Raw genomic sequence first — 15,847 nt, forward strand, 5'->3', positions numbered from 1 at the left:
CCAGGTCCCTGCCGGATTAAGAGGATGTGGAACAATCGGGTTGCGTGCATCCTTTAGCGCGACCTTTCCCAAAGCTCAAAACACGCGAGAAAAGCCCCATGTCGCGCGCCACCCTGATCCTTCTTTGCCTGGCCGCCGGTCTGCTGATCGGTGTGGGGGCGGCCGCCCTGATCCCCTGGGCGACGGCAGGCGCGGTCTTCGCCGCGCGGCCGGTCGGGACCTTGTGGCTCAACGGGTTGCAGATGACGGTCATTCCGCTGGTCGTCACGCTGCTGATCACCGGCGTCGCCTCGACCGCGCAGGCGGCGCAGGCGGGGCGGATCGCGGGCCGGGCGATTATGACCTTCCTGGCGCTCGTCACGCTGACCGCGACCATGGCGGCGCTGGTCACGCCGGGGCTGCTGCACCTGCTGCCCATCCCGCGCGAGGCCGCCGCGGCGCTCAAGGCGGCGCTGGGCCATGCCGAGCCGGTCGCGCCGCCGCCGCCGATCGCCGAGTTCGTCACCGGCATCGTGCCGACCAATATCTTTGCGGCGGCGACCAACAATGCGCTGCTGTCGCTGATCCTGTTCACGCTGGCTTTCGCCTTTGCGATCACCCGGATCGAGGGCGAGGGGCGGGGGCTGTTGCTGCGTTTCTTCACCGCGATCCGCGACGCGATGCTGGTCCTGATCGGATGGGTGTTGTGGCTGGCCCCGCTGGGCGTCTTTGCGCTCGCCTTTGTCGTCGGCGCGACGGCGGGGGGCGGGGCGTTCGGGGCGCTGGCGCATTACATCACGATCATCGCCAGCGTCGGAGTCCTGGTGATGCTGATGGCGTACGGCGTCGCCGGGCTGGCCGCGCGGGTGCCGTTGCCGCGCTTTGCCCGCGCACTGGCCCCGGCGCAGGCGGTCGCCATTTCGACGCAAAGCTCGCTTGCCAGCCTGCCCGCGATGATCGAGGGGACGAAGACATTGCGCATCGCCCCCGCGACCGCCGGGCTGGTCCTGCCGATGGCGGTCGCGATGTTCCGGGCCACCCAGCCTGCGATGAACGTCGCGGTCGCGCTCTACATTGCCGACTGGTTCGGGATCGTGCCCGGCATGGCGTCGATCGCCGCCGCCGTGGTGGTCGCGATCCTGTGTTCGCTGGGCTCCGCCAGCCTGCCGTCGCAGATCACCTTCTTCGCCTCGATCGCGCCGGTCTGCGTCGCGCTGGGGGTGCCCGCTGCGCCCTTGGGGCTGCTGATCGCGGTCGAGACCATCCCCGACATCTTCCGCACGCTGGGCAATGTCAGCATGGACCTTGCCGCCACCGCAACCGTTTCCCGATTGAGCGGCACGATCGACGAGGACACCCCATGAAATATCGCACGCTAGGCCCCGAATTCGAGGTTTCCGCACTGGGCCTGGGCTGTATGCCGATGGCCGGTGTCGGCAAGAATATGTACGGCGAGGCCGACGAGGCGGAGAGCATCGCCACCATCCACCGCGCGATCGAGCTGGGCGTGACCCTGTTCGACACCGCCGAAATCTATGGCCCGCTGGTCAATGAGGAACTGGTCGGCCGCGCCATTCGCGGCAAGCGCGACGCGGTGGTGATCGCGACCAAGTTCGGCTTCCGCTATGACGAGAACGGCATGACCGGGGTGGATTCCACCCCCGCCAACGTCCAGCGCGCGTGCGAAGGCTCGCTCCGGCGGCTGGGCGTCGAGACGATCGACCTGTTCTACCAGCACCGCGTCGACCCCAACGTCCCCATCGAGGAGACGGTCGGCGCGATGGGCCGCCTGGTCGAGCAGGGCAAGGTGCGTCGCCTGGGTCTTTCCGAGGCGAGCGCCGAGACGATCCGCCGTGCCGCCGCTGTTCACCCGATCGCGGCGGTCCAGTCCGAATATTCGCTATGGGAACGCGATGTCGAAGCCGACATCCTGCCGGTCGTGCGCGAGCTGGGCATCGGCTTCGTGCCGTATAGCCCCTTGGGACGCGGCTTCCTGACCGGGCAGATCACCCGGCGCGAGGATTTGCCCGAGGGCGATTATCGCCGCAACGACCCGCGCTATTCGGAGGAGAATTTCGACCGCAACATGAAGGTAGTAGAGGTGGTGAAGTCCATCGCCGCCGCGCATGACGCCAGTGCGGCGCAGGTGGCGCTGGCGTGGTTGCTAGCGCAAGGCGACGACATCGTGCCGATCCCCGGCTCCAAGCGTCGCGTAACGCTGGAGGATTCGATGAAGGCGGCGGAATTGACGCTGTCGCCGGACGAACTGGCGACGCTGGACGCAGCCTCTCCGCGTGGTGCTACGGCGGGGCCGCGCTATGGCGAGAGGGCGATGGCGATGACGCGGCTCTGAGCCGCCTGTCCTCAACCTCCGTTCCGGCTGAGCGAAGTCGAAGCCTACGCTCCGGACTTTCCCGTGCACTTCGATTTCGCTCAGAGCGAACGGAAGTGAGGTGTTTGGCGCGGAGACGCGAAGGGGCGTATCCAGCCGCCAGGCTGGTCTAACACGGCCACGGTGCGGCAAAGCGGAACGCTGAACTGCGCGAGTGCGCCGAAGCGAATCCGAACCTCTCTGCGCCTCCGCGCCTCCGCGCGAACAAAAATCTTCGCGTCTTCGCGGCTTCGCGTGATCGAATCCAATCCGTGCAAAGTCACGCGGATAGGGCTGGGCGTGGGCTTCGACTTCGCTCAGCCTGAACGGCGGTTGGGGTAGGAGAAAGGGGCGGTCAGGCACGCGACCCAACCGCCCCGGCCCATCAATGCGGCTTCTGCTCCAGCCGCGTATCCACACCCGCCGCTGCCGGTTCGGCCAGTTCCTTGTCCCCAGCCAGCGCGCCCTCGGTCTTGAGGAGGTCGAGGTGCATTAGCTTGGCAATGAAGGGCGACACCACCAGCACGACCACGCCGATCCCCATCGAGAACCAGCCGATCCGGCTATAGACGTCGAGCACCTTGTCCGGCCCCGCGCCCTCGCCGCCGGTCGCCTGCGCGATGAGGCCAGCGATGAAGTTGCCTGCCGCCGTCGCCAGGAACCAGGTGCCCATCATCAACCCGGTCATGTTGGGCAGCGACAGCCGCGTCATCGCCGCCAGACCGACGGGCGAGAAGCACAGCTCGGCCATGGTGTGGATCAGATAGACCAGGATCACGAAGATCACCGGCGTCGGCATCCCCGCATAGGCCGCCGCGCCCGCGACGAGCACCATGAAGCCCGCGCCCACGCCGACCAGGCCGATGCCGAACTTGAACGGCGCGCTCGGCTCCCACCCGCGCTTGCCCAGGATCGTCCACAAAGCGGCGAAGAGGGGGGCGAGCAGGATGATGAAGATCGAGTTGACCGACTGGAAGGCGGAGGCCGGAATGGTCCAGCCCAGCAGCGTCCGGTCGACCGAGCGGTCGGTATAGAGGTTCAGCGACGACCCCGCCTGCTCGAACAGCGCCCAGAAAAGCGGGCACAAAGCGATCAGGAACAGCGCGGCGAAGATGCGGTCGCGGTCGACCTTGGGCAGCTGGAACACCGCGCGCCACAGGATGAAGAGGACGGTGGCGGCGGCGAACACGACCAGCAGCGTGCCGACCGCATCCTGATGCTGGATCAACTGCCACACGCCCAGCGTCGCCAGAATCGCGCCCAGATAGATCAGCCATTCGCGCGAGAGGCCTGCGACGACCGGCGCGCGCAGCACCGGCAGCGAGGGCGCTTCGCCCGCGCCGTGCAGTTCGCGCTTCAGCGCGATGAAGGCGATCAGGCCCAGCACCATGCCGACACCTGCCGCGCCGAAACCATAAGCCCAACCCACCGTCTCGCCCAGCACGCCACACACGATCGGACCCAGCGCGCCGCCGGTGTTGATACCCATGTAGAAGATGGAGAAGGCGGGATCGCGTCGCATGTCGTCGCGCGCATAAAGCTGTCCCACCAGCACCGAGATATTGGCTTTCAGAAAGCCCGTGCCGATGACGATCGCGGCGAGCGCGAGATAGAAGCCCTCCAGATAGGCCCCGGTCGCGCCCTTCGGTCCCTCCATGACGGCGATCAGGATATGGCCGAAGGCGATGAATAACCCGCCGACCAGCACCGCGCGTCTGGCCCCCAGATAGCGATCGGCCAGATAGCCGCCGATCACCGGCGTGACATAGACCAGCGAGGTATAGGCGGCGTAGATGCCGAAGGCCGGTTCATCGGTGAACAGGAAATGCTTGGTCAGGTAGAAGACCAGGATGGCGCGCATTCCGTAATAGGAAAAACGCTCCCACATCTCGGTGAAGAACAACAGGAACAGGCCTCGGGGATGCCCCAAAACCGTCTTGCCGCGCGCGGCGGCCTCATACGCAGTCGCCATGCCGGCGTTCACTCCATCGGGATCGCCCCCGGCGCAACCCGGAGGGCGCACGCAGGGGCGTAATGGTTCAGTAACCTAACGCCAAAGCCGCGACTGTAAATATCATGCGCGACGACGTAAGGATCGAAGCCATGACCGACATCGCTTTCAACGACCGCTCGACGCCCCTCACGCTGCTGGCGACCCGCCGTTCGGGCAAGCCGCGCGACCTGATCGCGCCGGGGCCGCGGCCGGAAGAATTGATGCAGATGCTGACGATCGCGGCGCGTACCCCGGACCATGGCAAGCTGGCCCCCTGGCGCTTCGTCATCGTGCCCAGCGAAGCCCGCGCCAAGCTCGCTGAGGTCATCACTTCCGCCTACCGCGCCGAACGGCCACAGGCGGGTGCGACCGAGATCGCCGCGCTGGAGCAGTTCGGACATCAGGCCCCCGATCTGGTCGTCGTCCTGTCCTCCCCCCGTACCGACAGCCATATTCCGCTATGGGAACAGGAATTGTCGGCCGGCGCGGCGTGCATGAACCTGCTCCATGCGGCGCACGCCATGGGCTATGCCGGGGGCTGGCTGACCGGCTGGCCCGCCTTTTCCGACGCAGTGCGCGATGCGTTCGGCGCCGCGCCCGAGCGGATCGTGGGCTTCGTGTTCATCGGAACGCCGGGGCGCCCGCTCGATGAGCGTCCACGTCCCGACATGGCGCGAATCGTTTCGATCTGGAACGGGTAAACCGGGCTTGGGGCGGGACGGATGTGCAAACGTTCTCATCCTTCCCGCTCGACATTCTTTCTCCCATGCTGTATTAACTCGGCATGACAGCTCTTAGCAGCGACGACAGCCCGGTCTATATCCGCCTGCGCGGCACGATCGCGGCTGGCATTCTTAACGGTACCTATCGTACCGGCGACCAGCTTCCGTCGGTGCGCGCGCTCGCCGCCGAACAGGGGGCCAACCCGCTGACCGTCGCCAAGGCCTATCAGAGCTTTCAGGACGACGGCTATGTCGAAGTGCGGCGCGGGGTCGGCATGTTCGTGATGCCCGGCGCGGTCGATCGCCTGCGCGCGGCAGAGCGGCAGAGCTTCCTGGCGGTGCAATGGCCTCGCATCCGCGACCATATCGAGCTGCTGGGCCTCGACGCTGCGGACCTGCTCAACGCCGAGCGCGTCTGACCTTCGGCCGGGTCGCCCAAGCGGCCAGCCCGGTCACGGCGACCCAGGCGGCCACCAGGCCCGTCAGCGCGGCGAGCGGCCGCCAGATCCAGGGCATGGCCTGTCCGGTATGGATTTGACGGATCCCGGACAGCATCGCCGGCACCGCATGAGCGGGCGCGGCCAGCGCCTGGGCGCTGTCGTCGGCGACCTTGATGACGCTCGGTTCGCCGCCCTCGAAATACACTGTCCAGTCTGGCGAGCGCTCGGTCGGCCAGGCGATCGAGCGCAGCGTGCCGTGCGTCCAGCGGCTCGCGCTGGCGACAACCCGGTCGACGGGCAGGGCGGGGCGGTTGACCGGCGGCGCGGCGGGGGCGGTTGTCGCAGCCGGGGAGGGTAGCAGCCACAGGCCGGTCGCGGTCATCGCCAGAACCGGGATTGCTGACCATATTCCGACGCGGCGGTGCATGATCGTCCACCGTGATTCTTGCCGCGCGCGTTTGGCGGGTTTCGTCGATCGCTCGCGGCGGGCTTGCGCCCAGGGGCCGGTGAGACTGGCGAGCATCAGCCCTACGCCGCCCAAGCCGATGATCCACCGGCCGAGGCCCGACAGGAACAGCCCGTCATGCACCCGCCGCGCCGCGCCGATGACGCCGCCGTCCCGCCATGCGCTCGCCAGCACCCGACCGGTCGGCGGGTCGAGAAACAACAGCCGCTGCGCGCGGTCGCTACGTCGGTCGAGCGTCACGACGACCGGCGACGATCCCTGCGCCAGCGTAAGTGCGGCGATCCGCTCACCGGGGCGCAGGCGGCGATAGGCGATGTCGACATAGCGGGAGGCGACCAATCGCTGCTCGCCGCTCACCCGGAAGCGGGCGGGGTCGGCGATCCGCTCGAGGAGCGGCGCGCTGGCGAGGATCGCGCCGGATACGGCCAAGGCGATCGCAATCAGCCCCACCACCAGCCCCAGCCAGCGATGGACCCGTACTCCCGTATCGCGAACGGTAATTCCGGCCACACAAACCCCGAAACAGACGGCGCGCCCTGCTATAGCCGAGGGGCGGCGTCAATCAGGGAGAGCCATGCTGTTCCATCCCCGCCCCTCCGTTCGGGCTGAACGGAGGGGTGGGAAGCGAGGAGGGTTTTTGTTCGCGCGGAGGCGCGGAGGACGCAGAGAGAAGGTTTAAGAGATAGGGGACCGGCCTTGCGGCATTCCCACCTCCGCGCCTTCGCGCGAACCCCATCACCGCCTGAGGAACAACCAGGACCGGATCGCGCTCGCCAGGTTCGGCGGGTCGTCCGCCACGATCCGCAGCGCGTCGATCTCCGCCACCAGCGCCGACAGCGGCAGGCGATGCGCCACCGCCGCCTCTTCCAACGCGGTCCAGAACACGGGCTCCAGGCTGATCGAGGTCTGGTGCCCGGCGATGGTGATCGACCGCTTCACCGGGCCAACGAACCCGTGTGCCGGGGCCGCGATCCGGCTCATTCGGTGTCGAACAGGGCGGCCAGCTGCTCGATGATCGTACCGCCCAGCTGTTCGGCGTCCATGATCGTCACCGCGCGCGCATAATAGCGGGTCACGTCATGGCCGATGCCGATCGCGATCAGCTCGACCGGGCTCTTGCTCTCGATCCAGCCGATGACCTGGCGCAGGTGCCGTTCCAGATAGCTGCCCGAATTGACCGACAGGGTGGAGTCGTCGACCGGCGCGCCGTCGGAAATGACCATCAGGATGCGCCGCTCCTCGGGCCGCGCGATCAACCGGCTGTGCGCCCACATCAGCGCCTCGCCGTCGATATTCTCCTTGAGCAGCCCTTCGCGCATCATCAGGCCCAGATTGTTGCGCGCACGCCGCCACGGCTCGTCGGCCTGTTTGTAGACGATGTGGCGAATGTCGTTCAGCCGCCCCGGCTGCGGCGGACGCCCGGCGGCCAGCCACGTCTCACGGCTCTGCCCCCCCTTCCACGCGCGGGTGGTGAAGCCCAGAATCTCGGTCTTCACCCCGCACCGCTCCAGCGTGCGTGCGAGAATGTCGGCGGAGATGGCGGCGATACCGATCGGCCGTCCCCGCATCGAGCCCGAATTGTCGATCAGCAGGGTGACGACGGTATCGCGGAAATCGGTATCCCGCTCGATCTTGTAGGACAGCGACTGGCCGGGATTGACGACCACACGGGCGAGCCGCGCCGCGTCGAGGATGCCCTCTTCCTGATCGAAGTCCCAGGATCGCGACTGTTGCGCCATCAACCGGCGTTGCAGTCGGTTGGCCAGCTTCGACACCGCCGATTGCAGATGCGCCAGCTGCTGGTCGAGATAGCCGCGAAGCCGCGCCAGTTCGTCCGCGTCGCACAGCTCTCCGGCGGCGATCACCTCGTCATATTGGGTGGTCCAGGGCTTGTAATCGAACTGCGACGCCAGATCGTTGAGCGGGCGATTGGGGCGGGTCGGCTGGCTGCCCTCGTCGCCATCCTCGCCGGGTTCGCCGTCGAGATCGTCGAGCGAATCCTGGCTCTGCTCCTGCGACTCGCCGTCCTCGCTGTCGGAATCGCGCTTTTCCGCGCGCGCCTCGACCTCGCCTTCGCCCTGGCCCTGTTCGTCGTTATCCTCGTCGCTCTCGTCTTGCTGCTGCTCGTCCTCGCCCTCTTCCTCATTGCCGCCTTCATCGGCCTGCTCGGGCTCGGCGGGCGGCTCGGCGAGTTCGAGGTCGGCGAGCATCTTGGCGGTCAGCGACTGGAACGCCTTCTGGTCGTCCATCGCGCCCGCCAGCGCGTCGAGATCGGTCGCCCCCTCCAGCCAGTCGCGGACCAGCGCCAGCGCCGGTGCGGTTTCGGCAGGCGAGGGACGCCCGGTCATCCGCTCGCGCAGCAGCAGTCCCAAGGCGGTCGACAGCGGCACCTCGTCCCGATTGCGCGCCCGCGTCATCGGATCGGAGCGCAACCGCACGTCGAGCGCATGGGCCAGATTGTCGCCGATCCCGGCATAGCCCCGCGCGCCCAGCGCCTCGACCCGCGCCGTCTCGACCGCGTCATAGACCGCGCGCGCCACCGCTTCGACCGGCGCAGCCTTGGCGTGGAGCGCGGTGTCGTGCAGCTTCAGCCGGAGTGCAAAGGCATCGGCGAACCCGCGCGCCTCCGCCACCTGCTCGGGCGGCAGCGCGCGGCCGGGCATGGGTACGCGGATATGCTTGCCCGATTGGGTCGGCGCGTCGGCGGTGAAGGCGAGCTCCACCTCCGGCTCCTGCGCGAGTGCACGCGCCGTGCCGCCGAGGACCGCCTTGAACCGGTCGAGAGGGGTTTCGTTCGCCAACGGAGATCAGGCCCGGCCGACGACGCTTTCGGGCAGGTCCTTGCCGAAGACGCGCTGATAATATTCCGCCACCAGCGCGCGCTCATTCTCGTCGCACTTGTTGAGGAACGACAGGCGGAAGGCGAAGCCCGGATCGCCGAAGATCAGCGTGTTCTGCGCCCAGGTGATGACGGTGCGCGGGCTCATCACGGTCGAGATGTCGCCGTTGACGAAGCCCTTGCGGGTCATGTCGGCGACGCGGACCATGTTCTCGACCAGCTGCTTGCCGTCGGGCTTGTCATATTCGCCGGATTTGGCGAGCACGATCTGCGCCTCGGTCGCGGCGGGCAGATAATTGAGCGTGACCACGATGTTCCAGCGGTCCATCTGGCCCTGGTTGATCTGCTGCGTGCCATGATACAGCCCGCTGGTATCGCCCAGACCCACCGTGTTGGCGGTCGCAAACAGGCGGAACCACTTGTTGGGGCGGATCACCCGGTTCTGGTCGAGCAGGGTCAGCTTGCCTTCGGTTTCCAGCACGCGCTGGATCACGAACATCACATCGGGGCGGCCCGCATCATATTCGTCGAAGACGAGCGCGGTCGGCGTCTGCAGCGCCCAGGGGAGCAGGCCCTCGCGGAACTCGGTAACCTGCTGCCCGTCCTTGAGCACGATCGCGTCGCGGCCGATCAGGTCGATCCGGCTGATATGCGCGTCCAGGTTGATGCGGATGCACGGCCAGTTGAGGCGCGCGGCGACCTGTTCGATATGGCTCGACTTGCCGGTGCCGTGATAGCCCTGCACCATCACACGGCGGTTGTGCGCGAAACCGGCCAGGATCGCCAGCGTCGTGTCGGGATCGAACACATAGGCGGGATCGAGATCGGGAACGCGCTCGTCCGACACCGAAAAGGCCGGAACCTCCATATCGGTATCGATGCCGAACAGGTCGCGCACCGACACCATCTTGTCGGGTGCATCGAGAATCGTCGTATCGCGGCTGTCGGGAAGCGTATTCGGGATATCGGTCATCAGGCCCTCGTCTCGTCGCTCAACGCCTTAAGCCAAGCGCGGCTCCCTACTCAATGGCGCTGATCGCATGAAGTCTGTCTTGTGGCGATTGCAGGTCGATGGCTTCGCGGTCATCCTTCGCGTGTCGAATCGAGTCGAGGCGAAGAGCGAACGGCTTGTCCGTCGGGCAAAGTAGTGGGTGGGGCGATCATGGCGAATTTCATCTGGTACGAATTGCTGGCCGACGACATTGGGGCGGCACAGGATTTCTACGCCCGCGTCATCGGGTGGCAGATCGGCGACAGCGGCATCACGGGAATCGACTATCGCATCTTCGCGACATCCGAGGGCGAGGCGATCGGCGGCCTGATGCAGCGGCCCGAAGGCTCGCCGGGCGGGCCTGTCTGGTTCGGATACCTGCCGGTGGTCGATGTCGACGAATCGCTGGGCGCCATCGTCGAGGATGGCGGAAAGGTGCTGATTCCCGCCTGGACGATGGACGGGGTGGGGCGGATGGCGCTGGTCACCGATCCGCTGGGCGCGCCCTTCTACATCATGGCGCCGCAGGACCCGCAACCGTCGCGCGCGTTCGTCGAACACGGCACTAGCCCGGCCACCGGCCATGTCGTGTGGAACGAACGGATCGCCAGCGATCCCGACCGGGCGCTGGACTTTTTCGCCCGGCATTTCGGCTGGAGCCATCAGGGCGGAATGCCGATGGGGGAGCTGGGCGAATATCGTTTCCTGGCTGATGGACCAGTGATGCTGGGCGCGCTGATGGGCGTGCCGCCCGGCGGTGAGCCAGGCTGGCATTTTTACTTCGCGGTGGACGACATCGACGCGGCGGCTGCACGGGTGCGGGACGCCGGTGGTCGGATCGAGATGGAGCCGATGGAAATTCCCGGCGGGGAGTATTCGCTGTCGGCGCGTGATCCGCAGGGCGCACGATTCGGGCTGGTCGGGCCACGCAAATAATCCTCCCCGGAACGGGGAGGGGGACCGCCGCGTAGCGGTGGTGGAGGGGGCTGGCCGCATAGGACGTCCTCTGTGGAAGCCCCCCTCCGTCAGCGCTTCGCGCCGCCACCTCCCCGTGCCGGGGAGGATCAGGCAAACGCGGGCGCCTGTCGGAGCTGCTGGTACGCCGCGATCACCTTTTGCAGCCGTGCCTCCTGGCTGCGGTCCCCGCCATTGCGGTCGGGATGATAGCGCCGCACCAGCTCGCTATAGCGCCGCCGCAGCGCGCTCCGATCAGCATTCGCCTCGAGCCCCAAGATCTTCAGGCTTTCGCGATCCTGCCCCGATAGCGGCTTTCCGTCCGAGCGTTCGGGCGCGGCTTCACGGCGATAGCGGGCGGCGATGGCATCGAGCGGATCGGAGAAATCGGCCCAGCGCGGCCCCGGATCGGTTCCCCCTTGCGCAAAGGCCCGCGTCTCGCGCTCCCAGCCTGCATAGGGACGCTGCGCCCGGTGAATCTCGTCCGCGCTCATGCCGTCGAAGAAATTGTAGCGGCTGTTGAAAGCGCGCACATGCTCCAGGCAGAACCAGCGAAACTGGCCCGGCCCGTCGCCACTGCGCGCACCTTCGGCGGGAGGCGCACGGAACTCGCCCGCCTCCGCGCAACCGGCGTGATCGCACGCACGGTCGCTATTTTCGACCCGCCCATGAAAGCGCGCGCCGGGTTTGTCCTTTGGGGTATCGCTGCTCGACCGACGCGCCACTGCTATCCGCTTGTCCCGAAAAACGGTCTATATAGGGGCCATGACCGATATCACCACCGCCCCCATTTCCGATCAGATCACCGCCCGCCTGACGGATGCTTTGGCCCCCACCCATCTGGAGGTCATCAACGAAAGCGCGATGCATCGCGGCCATCTGGGCGATGACGGCACCGGCGAAAGCCATTTCCGCGTCATCGTCGAATCGCCCCTGTTCGCCGGAGAATCGCGCGTGGCCCGTCAGCGCCGGGTGAACCACGCGCTGGCCGATCTGTTGTCGGAGCGTATCCATGCGCTGGCGATCAGCGCGAAAGCGCCCGGAGAGTAAGCAAATGCCCTATGACCTGTGGTACTGGCCCGGCCTGCCGGGACGCGGCGAGTTCGTCCGGCTGACGCTGGAGGCCGCAGGTCTGCCCTATCGCGACCGGGGCGTGGAAGCGGGCGCCGAGGCGCTGCTCGCCGATATGGGAAAGGGCGAGCGCCAGCCCTTCGCGCCGCCTTATTTGCGCGCCGAAGGACAGGCGATCGCGCAGGTCGCCAATATCCTCCATTGGCTGACCGAGCGGCATGATCTTGCCCCGGAGGCCGACCGTGTCTGGCTGAACCAATTACAGCTTACGATCAGCGACATGGTGGCCGAGGTGCATAACGTCCATCACCCGGTCGCGATGATGGCCTATTATCACGAGCAGAAAGCCGAAGCGGCCCGCGCCGCCGCGCAGTTCCGTAAGGAGCGTATCCCCAAATTCCTCGATTATTTCGAGCAGGCCTTGGGGAGCCGCGACTGGATGGGGGGCGGGCGCTGGTCGCCCGTCGATACCTCGCTGTTCCAACTCGTCGCGGGGCTTCGCTACATGTTTCCGAAGCGCATGGCGGCGGTCGCGGGCGACTATCCCGCGCTCTTCGGTCTGCACGACCGCGTAAAGACGCTGCCCGGGATTGCGGCCTATCTGGACAGCGATCGGCGACAGGCGTTCAACGAGGACGGAATTTTTCGCCATTACCCGGAGCTCGACGCCGAATGACCCGCTTGCCCCGTCCCGCCGCGCGCATCCTGCTGGTCGATGCGGCCGGGCGGACGTTGATGTTCCGCTTCACGCCGGATGACCGCCCACCCTTCTGGTGCACGCCCGGCGGCGCGGTCGACCCGGGCGAGAGTTATGAGGACGCGGCACGCCGTGAATTGCGGGAGGAAACCGGGCTCGACTGCGACTGCGGACCGCAGGTCGCACGGCGGCAGGTGGAGTTCCGCACCATCGAAGGTGTCGAGGTCGAGGCTGACGAGCGCTATTTCCGGGTCGACATCGATGCGCATGAGGTCACGGCCGCGGGCCACACCGTCCTCGAACAGCGTGTCATGCAGGGTTGGCGCTGGTTTGCCCGCGAGGAACTGGCCGCGCATACCGAACCCTATTTCCCGACCGACCTGATCGCGCTGCTCGACGCCACGGAGCCGACCCCCACGGAGCAAAGCCATGTTTGACGATTTCCTGCTGCGCACCCTGCAACCCTCCAGCCATGACCTGGGCGGGTTCAAGGTCCACCGGACGCTACCCAACAAGGAGCGGACGATGGTCGGCCCCTTCATCTTCTTCGACCAGATGGGGCCGGCGCAGCTGCTGCCCGGTTCGGGGATCGACGTGCGGCCGCATCCGCATATCAACCTGTCGACCGTCACCTATCTGTTCGACGGCGCGATCGGACACCGCGATTCGCTGGGCAGCGATCTGGTCATCGAGCCGGGGGCGGTGAATCTGATGACGGCGGGCCATGGCATCGTCCATTCCGAGCGCTCGCCCGAAGACACGCGGCCGCAGGGGCCGAGGCTGTCGGGCATTCAGACCTGGCTGGCGATGCCCGAGGCGGTGGAGGAAATCGACCCGGCCTTCGAGCATATTCCCGCTGATGCCCTGCCGGAAATCCAGGGGCAGGGCGCCACCGCGCGGGTCATCATGGGCGAGCTTTGGGGCCAGCGCGCGCCGACGACCACCTATGCAGGCACCATCTATGCCGACATCGCGCTGGAGCCGGGCGGGAGCATCCCCATCGATCCTTCCGCCGAGGAGCGCGCCGTCTATTGCGCGCTGGGCGAGGCGAGCCTGGAGGGGATGAAGCTGGAGCCGCAGCGTCTCTACATCCTGAAGCCGGGAATTGCCGCGACCCTGCGCTCGAAGGACGGTGGCCGGGTGATGCTGTGCGGCGGCGATGCGTTCACCACGCCGCGCCATGTCTGGTGGAATTTCGTGTCCTCACGCCGCGAGCGGATCGAGGAAGCCAAGCGAGCCTGGAAGGCGCGCGAGTTTCCGGCGGTGCCGGGGGATGATCTGGAGCGGATCGAGATTCCGGAGATTCCGAAGACGGTGAGTTATCCGTGAGAGGAATGCCTGAGCTTGGGTCTCGGTGAGACCCCTTGCCCTCCCCCAGCCCCTCCCGCCTGCGGGAGGGAGTGAGTAGGGGCGGCTTATCCAACGATCCGTTCAGCCTGAGCAAAGTCGAAGGCCACGGACAGACGTCAGCCACGCAAAAACGGCCGCCAAACAGCGAACCGCTAAAACACCATCAATGTAGGAAAATGGTGCCCAAGGGCGGGATCGAACCACCGACACTGCGATTTTCAGTCGCATGCTCTACCAACTGAGCTACTTGGGCCCACACCGCGATTGCGATTGGAGGCGTGCCTTTAGGGGTGGTTTTCGCCGGTGTCCAGCCCTTCTTCGTCACTTTCTTTGACGGGCAAGCGATAACCGTCGCCCAGCCATTGCAGAAGGTCGCGATCCTTGCACCCGCGCGAACAGAAAGGGGCATGGTCGGCGGCGCTGGGTTTGTCGCAGATCGGGCAGGTGGTCATGAGCGTTCCAGTTGCAGGGGGCGGCCGGTGCGGCGGCTGAGCGCCTCGCGCCAGTCGGGGTTCGCCATCAGGCGATCATGGACAGACGCGGAGACGCGGTAGATGGGCGCGGCACCGGGGGGCTCACGCTCCCATTGGCGCAGCAAGGCGCGGGCGCGGGCGCCCGCCGGGTCGATCCCCAGCCGTTCGGGAATCGACGCTCGCGGCCGTGGGCGCACGATCTGGAGAAAGCCGAAGCCGTTGACCGCCGTCCGCTCGAAGGGGAGGGGAAGGGTGGCGTCCAGCGCCTCCGCCACCGCCTGGCGCGGGCCTTTGCCCTCCAGCGTGGGGAAGTCGATGCCGATCGACCCGCCGATGCCGTGGCGCAGGATCGCTTCCGCGACCGCGCGGGCGGCGGCGATCGACAGCGGCTCGTGCGGGGGCGATCCGTCGACGTCGAACAGCGTCATCGCCGGGGTAGGCGTCATGCGCAGCACGCCCGCGCCGAAACCGATCTCGCCTGTTACCGCTTCATTAAGCAATTCGGACCAGCCCGCCGCTTCCAGATCGTCGGGCTGATGCGGCAGCAACTCCCGGACGGGAATGCCCGTGGCGGCGATTCGCGCGCGCAGATCGGGACCGGGGGCCGGGGTGGTGCCTTCGGGGGCGACCTGCGCCTTGGGCAGCTTGGAGCGACCGCGTTCGGGAATCGCCTCGCGCGTGACGATGACCGTCAGCGCCGAACCTTGCGTCATCCCCTTGGGGACCGGCGCCAGTAGCACGTCGCCACCTCGCGCCAACGTCACCCGGCCCTGCCGACCGGGAAGCAACTCGATCAACCGCCCCTCCGCCACCGTTCCCACGGTCAGCGTATCGGTCAGCTCGATGGCGGCCTGGACGATGCGGCCGTCCTCGACCAGCGCGGCCCGCGCCTCGCCGATCCCGGCCTCATAGAGCCATTCAGACAAGCGGCAGCCCGGCCGCTTTCAGCAGGGCGCGGGTCTCGAACAGGGGCAGGCCGACGACGCCCGAATGGCTGCCTTGCAGGAAGCGCACGAACGCCTCGGCGCGGCCTTGGATGGCATAGCCCCCGGCTTTGCCCAGCCCTTCGCCGCACGCGATATAGGCGTCGATCTCGTCATCGGAGAGCGGCTTGAACGCGACGATCGTGTCGGCCAGCCGGGTGCGGACCTTGCCGGTCGCGTCGATGACGCACACCGCCGACAGCGCATGGTGCCGCCGCCCGGACATCAGGCGCAGCAGCTTGCGCTGGACGTCCTCGGTCTCGGCGGGGGGCAGGATGCGGCGACCGAGCGCGATGGTGGTGTCGCCTGCGACGACGATCTCACCCTCTGCACGGTCCACAGCTTGCGCCTTTTCGACCGCCAGCCGCAGTGCGTACACACGCGGCAGTTCCGCGGAGCGCGGCGTTTCGTCGATATCGGGCGAGGCCACGCGGCCGGGCACGACTCCGAGCCGCGCCAGCAGATCGCGGCGGCGCGGGGAGGAGGATGCAAGGACGAGCGGCATGTTGGGCCGGTCG

At 67.2% G+C, this 15,847-nt stretch carries 18 protein-coding genes and 1 tRNA gene; 9 read left to right on the top strand and 10 right to left on the bottom strand.

Features of this window, described 5'->3' with window-relative positions; translation table 11 throughout:
* Positions 1 to 98 precede the first annotated feature (98 nt).
* Positions 99 to 1,343, top strand: a complete 1,245-nt coding sequence (locus GGR45_RS00775; protein ID WP_175313403.1) for a dicarboxylate/amino acid:cation symporter — start codon at positions 99 to 101, stop codon at positions 1,341 to 1,343.
* Complete coding sequence (locus GGR45_RS00780; RefSeq protein ID WP_175313405.1) at positions 1,340 to 2,332, top strand: aldo/keto reductase; 993 nt, start codon at positions 1,340 to 1,342, stop codon at positions 2,330 to 2,332. Before GGR45_RS00775 ends, GGR45_RS00780 begins: the two co-directional genes overlap by 4 nt.
* A gap of 403 nt (positions 2,333 to 2,735) precedes the next feature.
* Here the strand turns inward: GGR45_RS00780 and GGR45_RS00785 are convergent, their stop codons facing one another.
* Positions 2,736 to 4,322, bottom strand: a complete 1,587-nt coding sequence (locus tag GGR45_RS00785; protein ID WP_175313408.1) for a peptide MFS transporter — start codon at positions 4,320 to 4,322, stop codon at positions 2,736 to 2,738.
* 131 nt (positions 4,323 to 4,453) lie between these two features.
* Between GGR45_RS00785 and GGR45_RS00790 the strand changes: the two genes are divergently transcribed.
* Positions 4,454 to 5,044 carry a nitroreductase family protein gene (locus tag GGR45_RS00790; RefSeq protein WP_175313409.1) on the top strand — a complete coding sequence of 197 codons (591 nt, stop codon included), beginning with the start codon at positions 4,454 to 4,456 and terminating at the stop codon, positions 5,042 to 5,044.
* Positions 5,045 to 5,127: 83 nt separating this feature from the next.
* Positions 5,128 to 5,484 (top strand): GntR family transcriptional regulator, encoded by a 357-nt coding sequence (locus GGR45_RS00795; RefSeq protein ID WP_175313411.1) that lies wholly within the window; start codon positions 5,128 to 5,130, stop codon positions 5,482 to 5,484.
* Here GGR45_RS00795 and GGR45_RS00800 read toward each other — a convergent pair.
* The 4 genes from GGR45_RS00800 to cobS form a co-directional block, all read right to left on the bottom strand.
* Positions 5,465 to 6,481 (bottom strand): PepSY-associated TM helix domain-containing protein, encoded by a 1,017-nt coding sequence (locus tag GGR45_RS00800; protein WP_175313413.1) that lies wholly within the window; start codon positions 6,479 to 6,481, stop codon positions 5,465 to 5,467. The genes GGR45_RS00795 and GGR45_RS00800 overlap by 20 nt on opposite strands.
* Positions 6,482 to 6,706: 225 nt before the next feature.
* The gene (locus tag GGR45_RS00805) at positions 6,707 to 6,952 is read right to left on the bottom strand and encodes a ribbon-helix-helix domain-containing protein (protein WP_175313415.1); all 246 of its coding nucleotides are present in this window, start codon (positions 6,950 to 6,952) and stop codon (positions 6,707 to 6,709) included.
* On the bottom strand, positions 6,949 to 8,772 hold the full coding sequence (cobT, locus tag GGR45_RS00810; protein ID WP_175313426.1) for a cobaltochelatase subunit CobT: 1,824 nt from the start codon (positions 8,770 to 8,772) through the stop codon (positions 6,949 to 6,951). The genes GGR45_RS00805 and cobT overlap by 4 nt, the downstream gene beginning before the upstream one ends.
* Positions 8,773 to 8,778: 6 nt before the next feature.
* The gene (gene cobS, locus GGR45_RS00815) at positions 8,779 to 9,783 is read right to left on the bottom strand and encodes a cobaltochelatase subunit CobS (RefSeq protein WP_175313435.1); all 1,005 of its coding nucleotides are present in this window, start codon (positions 9,781 to 9,783) and stop codon (positions 8,779 to 8,781) included.
* A gap of 189 nt (positions 9,784 to 9,972) precedes the next feature.
* On the opposite strand from cobS, the gene GGR45_RS00820 reads away from it, so the two are divergent.
* Positions 9,973 to 10,737 (top strand): VOC family protein, encoded by a 765-nt coding sequence (locus GGR45_RS00820; RefSeq protein ID WP_175313437.1) that lies wholly within the window; start codon positions 9,973 to 9,975, stop codon positions 10,735 to 10,737.
* Between the two features lie 128 nt (positions 10,738 to 10,865).
* Here GGR45_RS00820 and GGR45_RS00825 read toward each other — a convergent pair whose 3' ends face one another.
* A complete protein-coding gene (locus GGR45_RS00825; protein WP_175313439.1) occupies positions 10,866 to 11,480 on the bottom strand; it encodes a J domain-containing protein in 615 nt (204 codons plus the stop codon).
* Positions 11,481 to 11,520: 40 nt separating this feature from the next.
* Between GGR45_RS00825 and GGR45_RS00830 the strand changes: the two genes are divergently transcribed.
* The 4 genes from GGR45_RS00830 to GGR45_RS00845 are packed head-to-tail and all read left to right on the top strand — an operon-like array spanning position 11,521 to position 13,852.
* A complete protein-coding gene (locus GGR45_RS00830; protein WP_175313441.1) occupies positions 11,521 to 11,805 on the top strand; it encodes a BolA family protein in 285 nt (94 codons plus the stop codon).
* Between the two features lie 4 nt (positions 11,806 to 11,809).
* Positions 11,810 to 12,502, top strand: a complete 693-nt coding sequence (locus GGR45_RS00835) for a glutathione S-transferase (protein ID WP_175313442.1) — start codon at positions 11,810 to 11,812, stop codon at positions 12,500 to 12,502.
* On the top strand, positions 12,499 to 12,960 hold the full coding sequence (locus GGR45_RS00840) for an NUDIX hydrolase (RefSeq protein ID WP_175313444.1): 462 nt from the start codon (positions 12,499 to 12,501) through the stop codon (positions 12,958 to 12,960). The genes GGR45_RS00835 and GGR45_RS00840 overlap by 4 nt, the downstream gene beginning before the upstream one ends.
* The gene (locus GGR45_RS00845; protein WP_175313446.1) at positions 12,953 to 13,852 is read left to right on the top strand and encodes a pirin family protein; all 900 of its coding nucleotides are present in this window, start codon (positions 12,953 to 12,955) and stop codon (positions 13,850 to 13,852) included. Before GGR45_RS00840 ends, GGR45_RS00845 begins: the two co-directional genes overlap by 8 nt.
* 198 nt (positions 13,853 to 14,050) lie before the next feature.
* Here the strand turns inward: GGR45_RS00845 and GGR45_RS00850 are convergent.
* From GGR45_RS00850 to GGR45_RS00865, 4 genes are all read right to left on the bottom strand, one after another.
* Positions 14,051 to 14,126: transfer RNA gene (locus tag GGR45_RS00850), tRNA-Phe, on the bottom strand.
* Between the two features lie 31 nt (positions 14,127 to 14,157).
* Positions 14,158 to 14,325 carry a DNA gyrase inhibitor YacG gene (locus tag GGR45_RS00855; protein WP_175313448.1) on the bottom strand — a complete coding sequence of 56 codons (168 nt, stop codon included), beginning with the start codon at positions 14,323 to 14,325 and terminating at the stop codon, positions 14,158 to 14,160.
* Complete coding sequence (locus GGR45_RS00860) at positions 14,322 to 15,272, bottom strand: ribonuclease (protein WP_175313450.1); 951 nt, start codon at positions 15,270 to 15,272, stop codon at positions 14,322 to 14,324. The genes GGR45_RS00855 and GGR45_RS00860 overlap by 4 nt, the downstream gene beginning before the upstream one ends.
* Complete coding sequence (locus GGR45_RS00865) at positions 15,265 to 15,834, bottom strand: Maf family protein (protein ID WP_175314134.1); 570 nt, start codon at positions 15,832 to 15,834, stop codon at positions 15,265 to 15,267. Before GGR45_RS00865 ends, GGR45_RS00860 begins: the two co-directional genes overlap by 8 nt.
* Between the last annotated feature and the right edge of the window lie 13 nt (positions 15,835 to 15,847).

The sequence above is a fragment of the Sphingomonas zeae genome, assembly GCF_014197135.1.
In the GTDB taxonomy this organism is placed as follows: Bacteria; Pseudomonadota; Alphaproteobacteria; order Sphingomonadales; family Sphingomonadaceae; genus Sphingomonas; species Sphingomonas zeae.